The sequence below is a fragment of the Enterobacter sp. BIDMC 29 genome, from assembly GCF_019378755.1.
Lineage (GTDB): Bacteria > Pseudomonadota > Gammaproteobacteria > Enterobacterales > Enterobacteriaceae > Enterobacter > Enterobacter ludwigii.
This window is the reverse complement of record NZ_CP080000.1, coordinates 4,009,142-4,026,811: the sequence shown is the minus strand read 5'-3', so window position 1 is coordinate 4,026,811 and position 17,670 is coordinate 4,009,142. Positions and strand designations below refer to the sequence as shown.

The window sequence follows — 17,670 nt, the reverse complement described above, 5'->3', positions numbered from 1 at the left end:
CTGTTATCAAATGCACTTCAGTACCGACAGTCTAACGTTGACTCATGGTCGCCAGTGGCGATACCTTTTCCCACTATTGATTCCTGAAGAACGACAATCCATGACCGATACGCTGAAGGATATTCCCGTTTTTGTCGCCGCCGTAGAGGCAGGCAGTTTTGCTCAGGCCGCGGTGCGTTTGCATTTGTCGCGCTCGGCGGTAGGGAAAAGCATTGCTCGCCTTGAAGCGCGGCTGGGAGTACGCCTGTTTCAGCGCACAACGCGTAGCCAAAGCCTGACCGATAACGGTGCCCTTTTTTATGAACGTTGCCTGCGAGCACTCCAGGAAATCCGTGGCGCGGAGTCGCTGCTGGAAACAGGGAAACATCAGGTGAGTGGCCGTCTGCGTGTTGCCATGCCGGTGCTGTTTGGTCGCCAGTGCATCGCCCCGCTGCTGATAGCCTTGACGCAGGAACATCCTGCCCTTGAGCTGGAAATGTCATTCAGCGATCGCGTAGTGGATATCGTCGAGGAAGGGTTTGATATGGCGGTGCGAAACGGCGCACTGCCGGACAGCACCATGCTGGTCGCCAGACGCCTGGGGGAACACCGAATGGTGCTGTGCGCCGCGCCGGAGTACCTGAGGAATAACGGCCAGCCTGAAACCGTTGCCGATTTACGCCAGCATAAGGCCATTAACTACCTGCGTGCCGGCAGGGTGTTACCGTGGGAACTGGCGGACCACGAAGGAACATCGCACACCCTAATTCCCCGATCATCCCTCAATATGGACGATCTGCAGGCTATCTGCGACGCAGCGCTGGCCGGGCATGGTATTGCATGGTTACCCTGCTGGATGGTGCGCAAAGAGCTGCAGAATGGAAGGCTCATCCCACTCTTAAAACAGGCGCCGGATGTGCGTTTCGACGTTCACGCGGTCTGGCAGCAGACGCCGCATCTCCCCCTGCGAGTCAGGATTGCGGTCGACATGCTGGTCAGCCGGTTACCGTCAGTCCTGTCGCTGGAGCTGGATGCTGATAATTCTGCGCCCACAAAAAAGCCGCGCTAAATGCGCGGCCTCTGACTTGCGGTGTAACAACCCTTAGATATCGATATTCGCCGCTTTCAGGGCGTTCTCTTCGATAAAGGCACGACGTGGTTCAACCGCATCGCCCATCAGGGTTGTGAACAGCTGATCGGCTGCAATCGCGTCTTTAACGGTCACGCGCAGCATACGACGGCTTTCCGGATCCATGGTGGTTTCCCACAGCTGATCCGGGTTCATTTCACCCAGACCTTTATAACGCTGAATAGACAGACCACGACGGGACTCTTTCACCAGCCATTCCAGCGCCTGCTCGAAGCTTGCTACCGGCTGACGACGTTCACCACGTTCGATAAACGCATCGTCTTCGATAAGACCACGGAGCTTCTCACCCAGCGTACAGATACGGCGATATTCCGGACCGGTCACAAACTCGTGCTCCAGGGGGTAATCGGTATCAACGCCGTGAGTACGCACGCGCACAATCGGTTCGAACTGCTGCTGAGCGTTCTGCTGGACATCGAACTTCCACTGGCTGCCGTGCTGCTCTTTCTCGTTCAGCTCGGTTACCAGGGTGTTCACCCAGCGGGTAACAACCTGTTCATCGCTCAGATCGGCTTCCGTCAGGGTTGGCTGATAAATCAGCGCCTTCAGCAGCGATTTAGGATAACGACGCTCCATACGACCAATCATTTTCTGCGCCGCGTTAAACTCGGACACCAGACGCTCCAGCGGCTCACCGGCCAGTGCAGGGGCGTGAGAGTTCGCATGCAGGGTCGCACCATCAAGCGCGATCGCGATTTGGTACTGATCCATCGCTTCGTCGTCTTTGATGTACTGTTCCTGTTTGCCTTTCTTCACTTTGTACAGCGGTGGCTGTGCAATGTAGACGTGGCCACGTTCAACAATTTCTGGCATCTGACGATAGAAGAAGGTCAACAGCAGCGTACGGATGTGCGAGCCGTCGACGTCCGCATCGGTCATGATGATGATGCTGTGGTAGCGCAGTTTGTCCGGGTTGTACTCGTCACGGCCGATGCCGCAACCGAGCGCGGTGATCAGCGTTGCCACTTCCTGAGAAGAGAGCATCTTGTCGAAACGGGCCTTCTCCACGTTGAGGATTTTACCCTTCAGCGGCAGGATAGCCTGATTCTTACGGTTACGGCCCTGCTTCGCAGAACCGCCCGCGGAGTCCCCTTCCACGAGGTACAGTTCGGACAGCGCCGGGTCGCGTTCCTGGCAGTCAGCCAGTTTGCCTGGCAGGCCAGCTAAATCCAGCGCGCCTTTACGACGGGTCATTTCACGGGCTTTACGCGCCGCTTCACGGGCACGTGCCGCATCGATAATTTTGCCAACCACGATTTTCGCGTCTGACGGGTTTTCCAGCAGGTATTCGCTCAGCAGTTCGTTCATCTGCTGTTCAACCGCCGATTTCACCTCAGAAGAGACCAGCTTGTCTTTAGTCTGAGAGGAGAACTTCGGATCCGGTACCTTCACGGAGACAACCGCAATCAGGCCTTCACGGGCATCGTCACCGGTGGCGCTGACTTTCGCTTTTTTGCTGTAGCCTTCTTTGTCCATGTAGGCATTCAGGGTACGGGTCATCGCCGCACGGAAGCCCGCAAGGTGAGTACCGCCGTCACGCTGTGGAATGTTGTTGGTGAAGCAGTAGATATTTTCCTGGAAACCGTCGTTCCACTGCAGCGCCACTTCCACGCCAATACCGTCTTTTTCGGTAGAGAAGTAGAAGATATTCGGGTGAATGGGCGTTTTGTTCTTGTTCAGATACTCAACGAACGCCCGGATACCGCCTTCGTAGTGGAAGTGGTCTTCTCTGTTGTCGCGTTTGTCACGCAGACGAATCGAGACGCCGGAGTTCAGGAACGACAGTTCACGCAGGCGTTTCGCCAGAATCTCATATTCGAACTCGGTAACGTTGGTGAACGTTTCAAGGCTCGGCCAGAAACGCACCATGGTACCGGTTTTGTCGGTGTCACCCGTAACAGCCAGCGGTGCCTGCGGCACGCCGTGCGTATACAGCTGACGGTGAATTTTGCCTTCGCGCTGGATAACCAGCTCCAGTTTCTGCGACAGGGCGTTAACCACGGACACACCTACACCGTGCAGACCGCCGGAAACTTTATAGGAGTTATCATCGAACTTACCGCCTGCGTGCAGTACGGTCATGATAACTTCCGCAGCCGATACGCCCTCTTCCGGGTGAATACCGGTTGGGATGCCACGACCGTCATCGGTGACGGAGACGGAGTTGTCCGCATGGATCGTGACCACGATGTCTTTACAGTGACCCGCGAGCGCTTCGTCGATAGCGTTATCTACCACCTCGAATACCATGTGGTGCAGACCGGTGCCGTCATCCGTGTCGCCGATATACATACCCGGGCGCTTACGCACCGCATCCAGCCCTTTCAGGACTTTGATACTGGAGGAGTCATAAGAATTCGACATCAACGTTTCTCGCTCATTTCAACTTGGGTTAATCCGTTATTTTACCCTTTTCCACGGTAAACATCTTCGAATTTTCGTCCGACATGTCTATAACGTGTTCAGCGCTAATCGCACTGACGAAAACCTGTGACTGCGTGGCTTTTAAGCGGCTGGCAAGCAGCCCGCGCCGCGCGTCGTCAAGTTCCGAGGCAAAATCATCTATCAGGTACAGGCAGCGTCGCCCGCTCTCGCGGGTCAAAAACTCTCCCTGCGCCAGGCGCAGCGCGCACATCAAAAGCTTGAGCTGCCCACGCGACAGCGTGTCTTCCACCGGCGCACCGTCGGCACGAATGCGGAAATCCGCCTTGTGCGGGCCATGTGCGGTGTAGGTCAGCATGCGGTCGCGCTCGAAATTTCTCTCTAACACTTCGGCATAATCTGTCTCTTTCTCCCAGCCGCGCTGGAAGGAGAAGGTGAGAGAGAATTCAGGTAAAAACTGTTTGCAGGTGTCGGCCATATCGTCGGCGATACCCGCGCTGTATTCGGCACGCCAGCAGCTGATTTGTTCCGCAAGGGGAATTAATTCCTTGTCCCACGGGCGCAGCTGGGCGTAGCGTGTCACCTGGCGCAGTGCAGCGTTACGCTGCTTAAGCAGGCGCTTCAGGTTGCTCCAGGCGTTAAAGAAACCGGCTTCGTTGTGAAAGCATCCCCAGTCAAGGAAGGCTCTTCTGTATTTGGGGCCGCCATTGAGTAAAGTAAACCCCTCCGGCGTAATCAGCTGCATTGGCATCAGCAGCGCGAGCTCAGCCACTTTGTGGCCGTCAGTACCGTCGATACGAACCTTGCTGTCGCCCTGCTTGTCTTTGGTCAGACCGATGGCCGTTTCACGCTCCTCGCCCTGCAAACGCCCGTGCAGAACAAAGGCTTCCTGTTCGTGGCGAATGACGCGGCCAATTTGCAGACTGCGAAACGCCCGTCCGTGGCCGAGCGTGTAGATGGCCTCAAGCACGCTGGTTTTGCCGCTGCCGTTCGCGCCAACCAGGAAATTAAAGCCAGGGGATAAAGCGAGATCCGCGTTTTCGATATTGCGGAAATCTTTAATTAAAAGGCGCGTCAGTGACATATCTGGATTTCTTCGGGCCAGGGCGTAATCGGCTCAGCCCGTTTCAACGCGGACTGCACGCAGACCCTGGCGCGTACACAAAGTACGAGACAGGGACGAGCACAGCCCGGGTTGAAAAAGGCAAGTAAGATAGCCCGATAGCGTTCACTACAGCCTCATCGGCATGACAACGTAAGCCGCACTTTGGCTGGCCGCATCTTCAATCTGTACACTCGAAACGGAGTCGGTCAGCAGAATGCGAACGTTTTCGCATTTAAGCGCGTTCAGCACATCCAGCACATAACTGACGTTAAAGCCGATTTCCATCTCAGTCCCGGCATAGGTGACGTCCAGAATCTCTTCTGCCTCTTCCTGCTCCGGGTTGTTGGCGGTGATTTTGATCTGATTTTCGCTCACATACAGACGCACCCCGCGGAATTTCTCGTTAGAGAGAATCGCGGCGCGGGCAAAAGCCTGCTTGAGGCTGTCGCAACCTGCTTCCAGCGTTTTGTCCGGGTTCTTCGGCAATACGCGGCGATAATCCGGGAAACGACCGTCAACCAGCTTCGATGTGAAGACAAAATCACCCACATGAGCACGGATGTTATTGCTGCCGATCTGCACGCGCAGTGGCGTATCACCACCGTCGAGCATACGCATCAGCTCAATCACGCCTTTACGCGGTACGATCACCGAATGGTTTGGCAGCGAGTCGCCAATGGGCATGGAACAGACTGCCAGTCGGTGACCGTCGGTAGCCACGGTACGCAGCTCTTCACCTTCGGTTTCGAACAGCATGCCGTTTAAGTAGTAACGAACGTCCTGATGCGCCATTGAGAACTGCGTGGCTTCAATCAGACGCTTCATCGTTGCCTGCGGCAGGGTGAATTCAACTTCACTCTGCCAGTCGTCCAGGTTCGGGAAGTCCGCGGCAGGCAGCGTCGAGAGCGAGAAACGGCTACGGCCAGAGCGCACCAGCATACGGTCGCCTTCCAGCTGCACGGCAATTTCAGCGCCTTCCGGCAGCCCGCGGCAGATATCAAAGAATTTACGTGCCGGAACAGTGGTCGCGCCCGCTTCATGCGGCTGAGACAGCGTAACGCGCGCGATCATTTCCATTTCCAGATCTGTGCCGGTCAGCGACAGCGTACCGTCCGCGACCTGAAGCAGCAGGTTTCCGAGAATTGGCAGCGTTGGGCGGCCACCTAATGGGCCACTCACCTGTTGCAGCGGTTTTAATAAATGTTCACGTTCAACGGTAAATTTCATAGCGTCACGATGATAATGTTCTGATTAAATTGGAAAAATCTTCTTTTATGTCGTGGCTTTCTTCGCGTAACTGCTCAATCTTACGACAAGCGTGCAGCACGGTCGTATGGTCACGGCCACCAAAAGCATCGCCGATCTCCGGCAGACTGTGGTTGGTTAACTCCTTTGCCAGCGCCATCGCCATCTGACGCGGACGCGCCACCGAGCGGGAACGACGTTTAGACAGCAAATCTGCCACTTTGATTTTGTAGTACTCGGCCACCGTCTTTTGAATATTGTCGATAGTGACCAATTTTTCCTGCAGTGCCAGCAAATCGCGCAGCGCTTCACGCACAAAATCGATGGTGATCGCACGGCCGGTGAAGTTGGCATTGGCAATCACGCGGTTCAGTGCCCCTTCAAGTTCACGGACGTTGGAGCGCAGACGCTTGGCAATAAAGAACGCCACTTCACCCGGCAGGCGAATGTCGTTTTCATCGGCTTTCTTCATCAGGATCGCGACGCGGGTTTCCAGTTCCGGTGGCTCGATCGCCACGGTCAGGCCCCAGCCAAAACGGGATTTCAGACGATCTTCAACGCCGTTGATCTCTTTTGGATAACGATCCGACGTCAAAATGATCTGCTGATTACCTTCCAGCAGCGCATTAAAGGTGTGGAAAAACTCTTCCTGGGATCGTTCTTTATTGGCAAAGAATTGGATGTCATCGATAAGCAGTGCGTCAACAGAACGGTAGTAGCGTTTAAACTCTTCGATCGCATTGTTTTGCAGGGCTTTTACCATGTCCTGAACGAAGCGCTCGGAGTGCATATACACCACTTTCGCATTTGGCTTACGCGCCATAATGCCGTTGCCTACCGCATGCAGAAGGTGCGTTTTACCCAAACCCGTGCCGCCATAAAGGAACAGCGGGTTGTAGGCACCACCGGGGTTATCTGCAACCTGGCGTGCCGCCGCGCGCGCCAGCTGGTTCGATTTACCTTCAACGAAGTTATCGAACGTGTGTTTAACATTGACGTTAGAACGGTAGGTTTGCTCTGCCGGAGCAGGCACGTTGTCCCAGCCCGAACGGGTCGCCGGAAGGGCGCGCGGTGCCGGAGCGGGGGCTGCCTGAGCAGGTATTGCCACATTTACCGTTTCACGCACGGTCTGCGTGACCGGTTTTGTTCCCACTTCAAAGCGTAGCTGTGGCGCATCGGATCCGCAGAAATCATTCAGCAGTCCATTGATGTTATTAAGGTATTTATCCCTTACCCAATCGAGCACAAAACGGTTTGGCGCATACAAAGCCAGCGTGTTATCGCTCAGTTCCGCCTGCAAGGGGCGGATCCACATACTGAATTCTGTGGCTGGTAACTCATCCTGCAATCGGGCAAGACACTGCTGCCAAAGCGAAAGTGACACGGCGGACTCCACTCGAACAATAAAAGAAAACTATTGAATATTCATGATTGTTGGCGCACATCGACATGACCCTGTGCAAAAGGGTGATGTGCGAACCGCTATCTGCGGTTATACCCGGCCAGGATCGCTGGATCCCGATCGGGACCGCGGATCATAGCCTAAACTGAGCCAGAGATCTTCTGTTTCTCACAGATTCTTCCCGATTTATCCACAGGAAGATCGGAAACCGGGTAAGTGTAAACGATCCTGGGGCGAGTACCCTACGATTTAGCCCGCATATTGGAAAAATTAATGAGCACAGACAATTTCTTGCTTAAATGATCTAACGAAGATCCGGGACGATCCTTGCGCTTTGTTTGGGAGGCCGTATAATCCTCGACCCGGCGCGTGGTGCTCATCTTCCTGCGTCGTCCGTTGCTCATTTTCCACGCGAAAACGTGCGGAAATACGCGGGAAATAAGGAAAGAGAATTGACTCCGGAGTGTACAATTATTACAATCCGGCCTCTTTAATCACCCACGCTGAGGCGTTAGTCGTTCGAAACTCGTTCGGGTATACGCAAAAGTCAGTGAATTTATTCAAGTTTAGGTAGAAATCGCCATGAAACGCACTTTTCAACCGTCTGTACTGAAGCGCAACCGTTCTCACGGCTTCCGTGCTCGTATGGCTACTAAAAATGGTCGTCAGGTTCTGGCACGTCGTCGTGCTAAAGGCCGCGCTCGTCTGACCGTTTCCAAGTAATAAAGCTAACCCCTGAGTGGTTAAGCTAGCATTTCCCAGGGAGTTACGTTTGTTAACTCCCACTCATTTCACTTTCGTCTTCCAGCAGCCACAACGGGCTGGCACGCCGCAAATCACCATCCTCGGCCGCCTGAATTCGCTGGGGCATCCCCGCATCGGTCTTACTGTCGCCAAGAAAAACGTTAAGCGTGCGCATGAACGCAATCGGATTAAACGTCTGACGCGTGAAAGCTTCCGTTTACGTCAGCACGAACTGCCTTCAATGGATTTCGTGGTGGTGGCTAAAAAAGGGGTTGCCGACCTCGATAACCGTGCTCTCTCGGAAGCGTTGGAAAAATTATGGCGCCGCCATTGTCGCCTGGCTCGCGGGTCCTGATAGCCCTCATTCGGGTCTATCAACGCCTGATTAGTCCGCTACTCGGGCCGCACTGCCGTTTCACGCCAACATGCTCAAGCTACGGAATTGAGGCATTGCGCAGGTTTGGAGTGATAAAAGGCAGTTGGTTGACGGTGAAACGCGTATTAAAATGCCACCCTTTACACCCAGGTGGAGACGATCCCGTCCCGCCAGGACCCTTTGATACCAGAGAACACTAACGATGGATTCGCAACGCAATCTTCTTATCATCGCTTTGTTGTTCGTGTCTTTCATGATCTGGCAGGCATGGGAGCAGGATAAAAATCCTCAACCCCAGCAGCAGACCACGCAGACTACGACCACCGCAGCGGGTAGCGCCGCCGACCAGGGCGTACCGGCCAGTGGCCAGGGGAAACAGATTACGGTTAAGACCGATGTGCTTGAGCTGACTATCAACACCCGTGGTGGTGATGTTGAGCAGGCGCTGCTGTTGACCTACCCAAAAGAGCTGAAGTCTAACGAACCGTTCCAGTTACTGGAAACCACGCCTGAGTTTATCTACCAGGCCCAGAGCGGCCTGACCGGTCGTGATGGCCCGGATAACCCGGCTAACGGTGCGCGTCCACTGTACAACGTCGAGAAAGAGACTTTCGTACTGGCTGATGGTCAGAATGAAATCGCTATCCCGATGACCTACACCGACGCCGCGGGCAACACCTTCACCAAAACCTTCACCCTGAAACGCGGTGAATATGCGGTGAACGTGGGCTACAGCGTTCAGAACACCGGTGCGAAACCGCTGGAACTGTCGACCTTTGGTCAGCTGAAGCAGTCCATCAATCTGCCGTCTCACCGTGACACCGGAAGCAGCAACTTTGCGCTGCATACCTTCCGTGGCGCGGCGTACTCTACGCCTGATGCGAAGTACGAGAAATACAAATTCGACACCATTGCCGATAACGAAAACCTGAACGTCAGCGCTAAAGGCGGTTGGGTGGCAATGCTGCAGCAGTATTTCGCCACTGCGTGGGTGCCAACGAACGACGGTACTAACAACTTCTATACCGCGAACCTGGGTAACGGTCTTGCAGCCATTGGCTACAAATCTCAGCCGGTTCTGGTACAGCCGGGTCAAACCGGTAAGCTGGCAAGCACCCTGTGGGTCGGTCCGGAAATCCAGGACAAAATGGCTGCCGTTGCGCCGCACCTGGATCTGACCGTGGACTACGGCTGGTTGTGGTTCATCTCTCAGCCGCTGTTTAAGCTGCTGAAGTTCATCCACAGCTTCCTGGGTAACTGGGGCTTCTCCATCATCGTTATCACCTTCATCGTACGTGGCATCATGTACCCGCTGACTAAAGCGCAGTACACCTCCATGGCGAAGATGCGTATGCTGCAGCCTAAGATTCAGGCAATGCGTGAGCGTCTGGGCGATGACAAACAGCGTCAGAGCCAGGAGATGATGGCCCTGTATAAAGCAGAGAAAGTGAACCCACTGGGTGGTTGCTTCCCGCTGCTGATTCAGATGCCAATCTTCCTTGCGCTGTACTACATGCTGATGGGTTCCGTTGAGCTGCGCCACGCGCCGTTCGCCCTGTGGATCCATGACCTGTCTGCACAGGACCCGTACTATATCCTGCCGATCCTGATGGGCGTAACGATGTTCTTCATCCAGAAGATGTCGCCGACCACCGTGACCGACCCGATGCAGCAGAAGATCATGACCTTTATGCCGGTCATCTTCACCGTGTTCTTCCTGTGGTTCCCGTCAGGTCTGGTGCTGTACTATATCGTCAGCAACCTGGTGACCATTATCCAGCAGCAGCTGATTTACCGTGGTCTGGAAAAACGTGGCCTGCATAGCCGCGAAAAGAAAAAGTCCTGATTCGGTAAATTAACGCTAAAATAAGGGCGGTCGATTGACCGCCTTTTTTATTTGTATTGAACGAGACCAACCATGAGCCATAACGACACTATCGTCGCCCAGGCAACCCCACCGGGACGCGGTGGTGTAGGCATTCTGCGTATCTCCGGCCTGAAGGCCCGCGAGGTCGCCGAAGCGGTGCTGGGTAAACTGCCAAAGCCGCGCTACGCTGATTATCTGCCGTTTAAAGACACTGACGGCACGCCGCTGGACCAGGGCATTGCGCTGTGGTTCCCGGGCCCGAACTCCTTTACCGGAGAAGACGTGCTGGAGCTGCAGGGCCACGGTGGCCCGGTCATCCTCGACCTGCTGTTAAAACGCATTCTGACGCTGCCGGGCCTGCGCATTGCAAAGCCTGGTGAGTTCTCCGAGCGTGCCTTCCTGAACGATAAGCTTGACCTCGCACAGGCAGAAGCAATTGCTGACCTGATCGACGCCAGCTCCGAGCAGGCAGCCCGCTCCGCACTGAACTCGCTTCAGGGCGCGTTCTCGGCGCGCGTGAATCATCTTGTGGAAGCACTTACTCACCTGCGCATCTATGTCGAAGCGGCTATCGATTTCCCGGATGAGGAGATCGACTTCCTCTCTGACGGTAAAATTGAAGCTCAGCTGAATAGCGTGATGGCCGATCTCGACGCGGTGCGTGCCGAAGCACGTCAGGGTAGCCTGCTGCGCGAGGGGATGAAGGTCGTGATTGCGGGCCGCCCTAACGCCGGTAAATCGAGCCTGCTCAACGCCCTGGCGGGCCGTGAAGCGGCGATCGTCACCGACATCGCCGGTACCACCCGCGACGTGCTGCGTGAGCATATTCATATCGACGGCATGCCGCTGCACATCATCGACACGGCAGGTCTTCGCGACGCCAGTGACGAAGTAGAGCGCATCGGTATCGAACGCGCCTGGCAGGAGATTGAGCAGGCTGACCGCGTGCTGTTTATGGTGGACGGTACCACGACCGATGCCGTTGATCCGGCGGACATCTGGCCCGACTTTATTGCCCGCCTGCCGGCAAAACTGCCGATCACCGTGGTGCGTAACAAAGCGGATGTGACCGGCGAAACGCTGGGTATTAGTGAAGTGAATGGCCACTCACTTATTCGCCTGTCGGCCCGTACCCGTGAAGGCGTTGACGACCTGCGCAACCATCTCAAACAGAGCATGGGCTTTGATACCAGTATGGAAGGCGGCTTCCTTGCGCGCCGTCGTCACCTTCAGGCGCTGGAAGACGCGGCACGCCACCTCGATCAGGGGAAAGCGCAGCTGCTTGGCGCATGGGCGGGTGAACTGCTGGCGGAAGAGCTGCGTCTGGCGCAGCAAAAACTGAGTGAGATAACCGGCGAATTTACCTCGGACGATCTGCTGGGACGGATTTTCTCGAGCTTCTGTATCGGCAAGTAATTACCGCTGATGAAGGGTGATTTCCTCCCGGGAAATCACCTTTGTCCAAATGGCAACTCGCCTAACCCCTTTTATCCCCCTATTCTGCTTGCCTGCATCTATGGGGGGTTTATGGCTCGTTTTCTGTTTTGTAGTTTTGCGCTGGTTCTGCTTTATCCATCGGGTATTGATATGTATCTGGTGGGGCTGCCGCACATTGCCCGCGATCTGGGTGCCAGCGAGGCGCAGCTGCATATTGCGTTTTCGGCCTATCTCGCCGGGATGGCATCATCGATGGTATTTGCCGGGAAAATCGCGGACAAAGCGGGTCGTCAGCCCGTGGCCATTACCTGTGCCATCATCTTCGCGCTGGCGTCAATGCTCTGCTCCCTGGCCCAGGACAGTACCCTGTTCCTGACAGGACGCTTTATTCAGGGGATAGGTGCCGGTGGCTGTTATGTGGTGGCCTTCGCCATCCTACGCGATACCTTAAGCGCCCAGCGCCGTGCCAAAGTGCTTTCCATGCTCAACGGTATTACCTGCATCATTCCGGTGATGGCGCCGGTGGTGGGCTATCTGATCATGCTGAAATTCCCGTGGCAGAGCCTGTTCTGGACGATGGCGGCCATGGGTGCGCTGGTCTTTATCCTCTCGATCACGGTGCTGAAAGAGACCCATCCAGGCTCGCAAAACGCAGGCCATACGGCAACCCTTCATCCGGCCGAGACGCTGCTAAACCGCTTTTTCCTGAGTCGCCTGGCCATTACCACACTGAGCGTGGCGGTGATCCTGACGTATGTAAACGTTTCCCCGGTATTGCTGATGGAGACCATGGGGTTTGATCGAGGTGAGTATTCCACCGTGATGGCACTTACCGCGATGGTCAGTATGGCCGTCTCGTTCTCGACGCCGTTCGCACTGAATATCTTCCGTCAGCGCACGCTCATGCTAACCTCTCAGGTGCTGTTCCTCGCTGCGGGGGGGATTCTGGCGACCACCAGCACACATGTGCTGATGCTGGTAGGGATTACGCTGATTTGCGCCGGCTTCTCCGTCGGCTTTGGCGTGGCAATGAGTCAGGCGCTTGGCCCGTTCTCACTGCGCGCGGGTGTGGCAAGTTCGGTGCTGGGTATTGCGCAGGTCTGCGGTTCGTCGCTGTGGATATGGCTGGCGGCGGTCATCGGCCTTAATGCGCTCAATATGCTGATCGGGATTCTGATTGGTTGTAGCATGCTCTGCATCACCTTACTTATGGTCATCCAGCCCGCGGCCCATTATGAAGAAGCCAATCAGCAGTCTCGATCTTAACCTGTTGTTGTGCCTGCAGCTTTTGCTGCAGGAGCGCAGCGTAACCAAAGCCGCGAAACGGATGAACGTGACCCCGTCCGCGGTAAGTAAATCGCTGGCGAAACTGCGCGACTGGTTTGACGATCCGCTGTTTGTGAAAACACCGTTAGGCCTGCTGCCGACACCGCTGACGATGAGCCTGGAGCAGGATCTGGCCGACTGGATGCAGATTGGCAATCAGATCCTCGATAAATTCCATCATGACTCCCCGGGCGGGCTGACGTTCGTGCTGGCCGCGGAAACGCCTCTGATGTTGATCCGTTTTAATGCCCTGCTCGAGCAGGTCAATCAGCGCTATCCACAGGCCACGGTAAAGATGCGCCACTGGGATTACGACTCGGTGGATGCCATTACACGCGGAGAAGTCGATCTTGGCTTCACGGGCCGTGAAACGCATCCGCGCTCCCGCGAGCTGTTGAAGCTGATGCCGTGGTTTATCGACTACGAAATTCTGTTCAGCGACCGTCCCTGCGTCTATTTGCGCGAAGATCATCCGGCTCTTCAGGAAGAGTGGAACCTGGAGACTTTCCTGCGCTATCCGCATATCAGCATCTTCTGGGAGCGCAGCGACACCTGGGCGCTTGATGAGGTGCTCAGAGAGATGGGACGTGAGCGTAATATCGCCATGAGCCTGCCCGGTTTCGAACAGTCGATGTTTATGGCGGCGCAGCCCGGCCATAACTACATCGCTACGGCGCCACACTACTGCCATCACTATAATCAACTCCACCAGCGTAAGCTGATCGCCCTGCCCATTCCCATTGATGAAGCCCAGGCTGAAAAACTGACCGTTCCTTTCACGCTGATCTGGCATAAACGAAACAGCCATAATCCGAAAATCCTCTGGCTCCGTGAGACAATCAAAGCGCTATATGCCGCTCCAGCGCTTATTTTTGCCTAAGAAAATGTAAAGTTGGGTCCTCAGGCTTCTCTTACTCCCATTTACTGATTAAAACAGAAGGCAAGTTAAGCGATAATCATGTAACCGTTTAACCGAATACGACCATTATCAAGGAGCGAAAAATGGCAACGCACTTTGCAAGAGGGATACTGACAGAGGGACATCTCGTATCGGCCAGAATTTCATCCGCGTGTCACCAGGAAGCACGTAAACTGCCGGAGCATCGCCGGACGCGGTTTTTGGCATCCCGCGCGCTTCTCGCTGAGCTGATGTTCATGCTGTACGGCACCAGTGAACTGCCGGATATCCTCACCCAACCTGAAGGGCGCCCGGTCTTTGCCGACCCGGAGCTGCCGCGTTTCTCCATTGCCTACACGGGCAATATCATTGGCGTCGCGCTCACTACTGAAGGGGATTGCGGCCTGGACATGGAGCTTCAGCACGCAACCCGTGGCTTCCACGGCGCGAACCCGCACGATGACTACCCGCTTTCCAGCAATGAAAAGCTGTGGGTGCGTAACCAGAACGATCCCATCGAGGCCAGAGCTCAGCTCATTACCTTACGCCAGAGCATTCGAAAGCTCTGTGGCTGTGCATCAGACGACGCCAGCCTGCTGCAATTGCTTCCCGGCTCCGGACGTCTGCGTTCCGCTAAAGCCACGCTGGTAGAGGCGCTCAGCGATGCCGAAGACGTACTGATTTGGTCCATCGCGGTGACCCCCGCCATCGAACGATTGAAAATCTGGGAATTTGACAGTCAACACGGATGGAGTAGCCTTCCGGATGTGCCCGAGCGAGCCAACGAACCCGCCGCACGCCTGATGAGATTAACCAGTTTACCGGCAGAAAAAGCATATACCCTTAGCTGATCCATTCAGGGTCATCATGATGAAACAGGAGTAATCATGTCTGATACGTTGAAAGTTGTTACGTTACTGGGAAGCCTGCGCAAAGGTTCATTTAACGGGATGGTTGCCCGCACGCTGCCTCAGCTGGCACCGGCAGGTATGGACATTAGCGCCCTGCCATCGATTGGCGACATTCCGCTTTACGACGCGGATGTGCAGCAGGAAGAAGGGTTTCCACAGAGCGTAGAAGCGCTTGCAGAGCAGATCCGCCAGGCAGACGGCGTGGTCATTGTTACGCCTGAATATAACTACTCCGTCCCGGGTGGCCTGAAGAACGCCATTGACTGGTTATCCCGTCTCCCGGAGCAGCCGCTGTCGGGTAAACCGGTGCTGATCCAGACCAGCTCTATGGGCGCGATTGGCGGGGCACGCTGCCAGTACCATCTGCGTCAGATCCTGGTCTTCCTGGATGCGATGGTAATGAACAAACCGGAATTTATGGGGGGCGTGATTCAGAACAAGGTCGACCCGCAGACGGGTGAAGTGGTGGATCAAAGTACGCGTGACCATCTTTCTGGCCAGCTGACCGCGTTTGGTGATTATATTAAGCGAGTGAAAGCTTAAACGTAGCCTGATGTCCTCACTCTGGCCCTCTCCCACCGGGAGAGGGCGCAAACACAAAAGCCCTTTTCGACGAAAAGGGCTTTCTGTTTATTTGGCATCAATAAAAACAATCTTCAGCACAAACAGCAGCGCCACAATGATGACGCACGGGCTGAGGTCGCGGAAGCGACCGGTACCAATCTTCATGACGCAGTAGGAGATAAAGCCCAGCGCGATACCTTCGGTGATCGAGAAGCTAAACGGCATCATCACCGCGGTAATAAACGCAGGCACCGCTTCGGTTAAATCATCCCACTTCACGCGCGACAGGCTGGAGGTCATTAACACCCCCACGTAGATCAGCGCGCCGGCTGCTGCATACGGAGGCACCATGCCCGCCAGCGGCGACAGGAAGATCACCAGCAGGAACAGGATACCCACCACAACCGCCGTCAGACCGGTACGGCCACCCACAGAGACACCTGAAGAGGATTCAATGTAAGCGGTAACAGACGATGTACCGATAAACGCGCCGGTGACAGAGGAGACACTGTCAACAAACAGCGCCTGCTTCATGCGCGGGAATTTCCCATTCTCATCCGCCAGGCCGGCTTTGTCGGTCACGCCAATCAGCGTACCGGAGGAGTCAAACAGGTTAACCAGCATGAAGGAGAAAATCACGCCCGCCAGACCCAGGTTCAGGGAGCCTGCCAGATCGACGTGCCCAATGACGGTAGATACGCTCGGTGGCGCGGAGACAATCCCTTTGTACTGCACATCGCCCAGCATCCAGCCCAGCAGCGTGGTGACCACGATGGAAACCAGCACGGCCGCATGAATATTGCGCGAAGCCAGGATAGCGATGATAAAGAAGCCCAGCACGCCCAGCAGCACGTTGTGCGAGGTCAGGTGACCGATGCTCACCAGCGTGTCCGGGTTAGCCACGATAACGCCTGCGTTTTTCAGACCCATCATGCCGATAAACAGACCAATACCGCTGGTAATCCCCACGCGCAGGCTCACCGGAATATTGGCTATCATCCAGTAACGTACGCGGAAAATGGTCAGCAACAGCAGGCCAACCGCGCCCCAGAAGATAGCGCCCATGCCGACCTGCCATGGCAGACCCATCGCCTGGACGACCACGAACGCGAAGAAAGCGTTCAGACCCATTGCCGGGGCCAGCGCCACGGGCAGGTTAGCGAACACACCCATCAGGATACTGCCCAGCGCAGCGATCAGACAGGTGGTCACGAAGACGGCGCTGGTGTCCATGCCAGCAACGCCAAGAATTTGTGGGTTAACAAAAACGATATAGACCATCGTCAGGAAGGTGGTGAAACCGGCGATCACTTCGGTGCGTGCCGTTGTGCCGTGCTCACGCAGTTTAAACACGCGCTCAAGCAGACCCTGACCAGATGTCTGGGTAGTGTGTTGTTGACTCATCATCAATTTCCGAACAAGGAGGGAAAATTCGTCGCTATCCTATACCAAAATGCGACAATAGTGGCGGTTACAAGATACTTTTTTCATTGATTTTGCTTATACGGCAACGATTGCGTCTCATTAAACTGCCGTACGTAAACGTTAAACTTGTAAAAAGGGAAAGGCATGTCCGGAATTGAAGCGGTATTTTTCGACTGCGACGGTACGCTGGTCGACAGTGAGGTCATTTGTTCCCGCGCGTATGTGACCATGTTCAGGGAATTTGGCATTACGCTGGATCTCGAAGAGGTGTTTAAACGCTTTAAAGGTGTGAAGCTCTACGAGATCATCGACATCATTAACGAAGAGCACGGTGTGGATCTGGCGAAAGCAGATCTGGAGCCGGTCTACCGCGCCGAGGTCGCACGCCTCTTCGACTCCGAACTGGAGGTCATTGCCGGGGCGAATGCGCTTCTGGATGCGATGACGGTGCCCATCTGCGTGGTCTCGAACGGTCCGGTCAGCAAAATGCAGCACTCGCTGGGTAAGCTTGAAATGTTGCACCACTTCCCGGAAAAACTGTTCAGCGGCTACGATATCCAGCGCTGGAAGCCAGACCCGGCGTTGATGTTCCATGCAGCAAAAGCGATGAACGTTAACGTGGCGAGCTGCATTCTGGTGGATGACTCTTCTGCGGGAGCGCAGTCGGGAATTGATGCGGGTATGGAGGTGTTTTACTTCTGCGCCGATCCGCACAACAAACCAATCGATCATCCAAAAGTGACGACCTTCACCAATCTGGCGCAGCTGCCAGAATTGTGGAAGGCTCGCGGGTGGAATATTACTCGCTGAAAAAAGCCGGATAGCGCTGACGCTTATCCGGCCTATAGCGCTCGCAGGC

Annotated in this window: 16 protein-coding genes; 11 read left to right on the top strand and 5 right to left on the bottom strand. The window is 55.3% G+C overall.

Annotated features, from left to right (window positions below; genetic code table 11):
• The first annotated feature begins 100 nt into the window (after positions 1–100).
• Complete coding sequence (locus JTA15_RS17810) at positions 101–1,048, top strand: LysR family transcriptional regulator (RefSeq protein ID WP_025202645.1); 948 nt, start codon at positions 101–103, stop codon at positions 1,046–1,048.
• 33 nt (positions 1,049–1,081) lie between these two features.
• On the opposite strand, the gene gyrB is transcribed toward JTA15_RS17810, so the two are convergent.
• From gyrB to dnaA, 4 genes are all read right to left on the bottom strand, one after another.
• Positions 1,082–3,493, bottom strand: a complete 2,412-nt coding sequence (gene gyrB / locus JTA15_RS17805; RefSeq protein WP_020882753.1) for a DNA topoisomerase (ATP-hydrolyzing) subunit B — start codon at positions 3,491–3,493, stop codon at positions 1,082–1,084.
• 28 nt (positions 3,494–3,521) lie between these two features.
• Positions 3,522–4,595, bottom strand: coding sequence for a DNA replication/repair protein RecF (gene recF / locus JTA15_RS17800; protein WP_025202644.1), 1,074 nt, complete (start codon positions 4,593–4,595; stop codon positions 3,522–3,524).
• 147 nt (positions 4,596–4,742) lie between these two features.
• Positions 4,743–5,843, bottom strand: coding sequence for a DNA polymerase III subunit beta (dnaN, locus tag JTA15_RS17795; RefSeq protein WP_014167956.1), 1,101 nt, complete (start codon positions 5,841–5,843; stop codon positions 4,743–4,745).
• A 4-nt stretch (positions 5,844–5,847) separates the two neighbouring features.
• Positions 5,848–7,245: a chromosomal replication initiator protein DnaA gene (gene dnaA, locus JTA15_RS17790; RefSeq protein ID WP_020882755.1), complete on the bottom strand. Its 1,398-nt coding sequence runs from the start codon at positions 7,243–7,245 to the stop codon at positions 5,848–5,850.
• 600 nt (positions 7,246–7,845) lie between these two features.
• Between dnaA and rpmH the strand changes: the two genes are divergently transcribed.
• The 9 genes from rpmH to JTA15_RS17745 all read left to right on the top strand — a co-directional run bounded on the left by rpmH (position 7,846) and on the right by JTA15_RS17745 (position 15,365).
• Entirely contained in the window at positions 7,846–7,986 is a 141-nt protein-coding gene (rpmH, locus tag JTA15_RS17785; protein WP_000831330.1) for a 50S ribosomal protein L34, read from the top strand.
• Positions 7,987–8,002: 16 nt separating this feature from the next.
• Positions 8,003–8,362 (top strand): ribonuclease P protein component, encoded by a 360-nt coding sequence (gene rnpA, locus JTA15_RS17780; protein ID WP_014172301.1) that lies wholly within the window; start codon positions 8,003–8,005, stop codon positions 8,360–8,362.
• Positions 8,326–8,583, top strand: a complete 258-nt coding sequence (gene yidD / locus JTA15_RS17775) for a membrane protein insertion efficiency factor YidD (protein WP_001307474.1) — start codon at positions 8,326–8,328, stop codon at positions 8,581–8,583. Before rnpA ends, yidD begins: the two co-directional genes overlap by 37 nt.
• Before the next feature lie 2 nt (positions 8,584–8,585).
• A complete protein-coding gene (gene yidC, locus JTA15_RS17770; RefSeq protein ID WP_014172300.1) occupies positions 8,586–10,229 on the top strand; it encodes a membrane protein insertase YidC in 1,644 nt (547 codons plus the stop codon).
• Positions 10,230–10,301: 72 nt separating this feature from the next.
• Positions 10,302–11,666 (top strand): tRNA uridine-5-carboxymethylaminomethyl(34) synthesis GTPase MnmE, encoded by a 1,365-nt coding sequence (gene mnmE / locus JTA15_RS17765; protein WP_219372552.1) that lies wholly within the window; start codon positions 10,302–10,304, stop codon positions 11,664–11,666.
• Between the two features lie 111 nt (positions 11,667–11,777).
• Positions 11,778–12,953 carry an MFS transporter gene (locus tag JTA15_RS17760; protein WP_219372551.1) on the top strand — a complete coding sequence of 392 codons (1,176 nt, stop codon included), beginning with the start codon at positions 11,778–11,780 and terminating at the stop codon, positions 12,951–12,953.
• Entirely contained in the window at positions 12,922–13,893 is a 972-nt protein-coding gene (yidZ, locus tag JTA15_RS17755; protein WP_040018322.1) for an HTH-type transcriptional regulator YidZ, read from the top strand. The genes JTA15_RS17760 and yidZ overlap by 32 nt, the downstream gene beginning before the upstream one ends.
• Before the next feature lie 122 nt (positions 13,894–14,015).
• Positions 14,016–14,762 carry a 4'-phosphopantetheinyl transferase superfamily protein gene (locus JTA15_RS17750; RefSeq protein WP_014172296.1) on the top strand — a complete coding sequence of 249 codons (747 nt, stop codon included), beginning with the start codon at positions 14,016–14,018 and terminating at the stop codon, positions 14,760–14,762.
• Between the two features lie 36 nt (positions 14,763–14,798).
• A complete protein-coding gene (locus JTA15_RS17745) occupies positions 14,799–15,365 on the top strand; it encodes an NADPH-dependent FMN reductase (protein WP_020882759.1) in 567 nt (188 codons plus the stop codon).
• 87 nt (positions 15,366–15,452) lie between these two features.
• Here JTA15_RS17745 and JTA15_RS17740 read toward each other — a convergent pair whose 3' ends face one another.
• Complete coding sequence (locus JTA15_RS17740; protein WP_138614807.1) at positions 15,453–16,790, bottom strand: NCS2 family permease; 1,338 nt, start codon at positions 16,788–16,790, stop codon at positions 15,453–15,455.
• A 165-nt stretch (positions 16,791–16,955) separates the two neighbouring features.
• Between JTA15_RS17740 and yieH the strand changes: the two genes are divergently transcribed.
• Positions 16,956–17,621, top strand: coding sequence for a 6-phosphogluconate phosphatase (gene yieH, locus JTA15_RS17735; protein WP_219372550.1), 666 nt, complete (start codon positions 16,956–16,958; stop codon positions 17,619–17,621).
• Positions 17,622–17,670 lie beyond the last annotated feature (49 nt).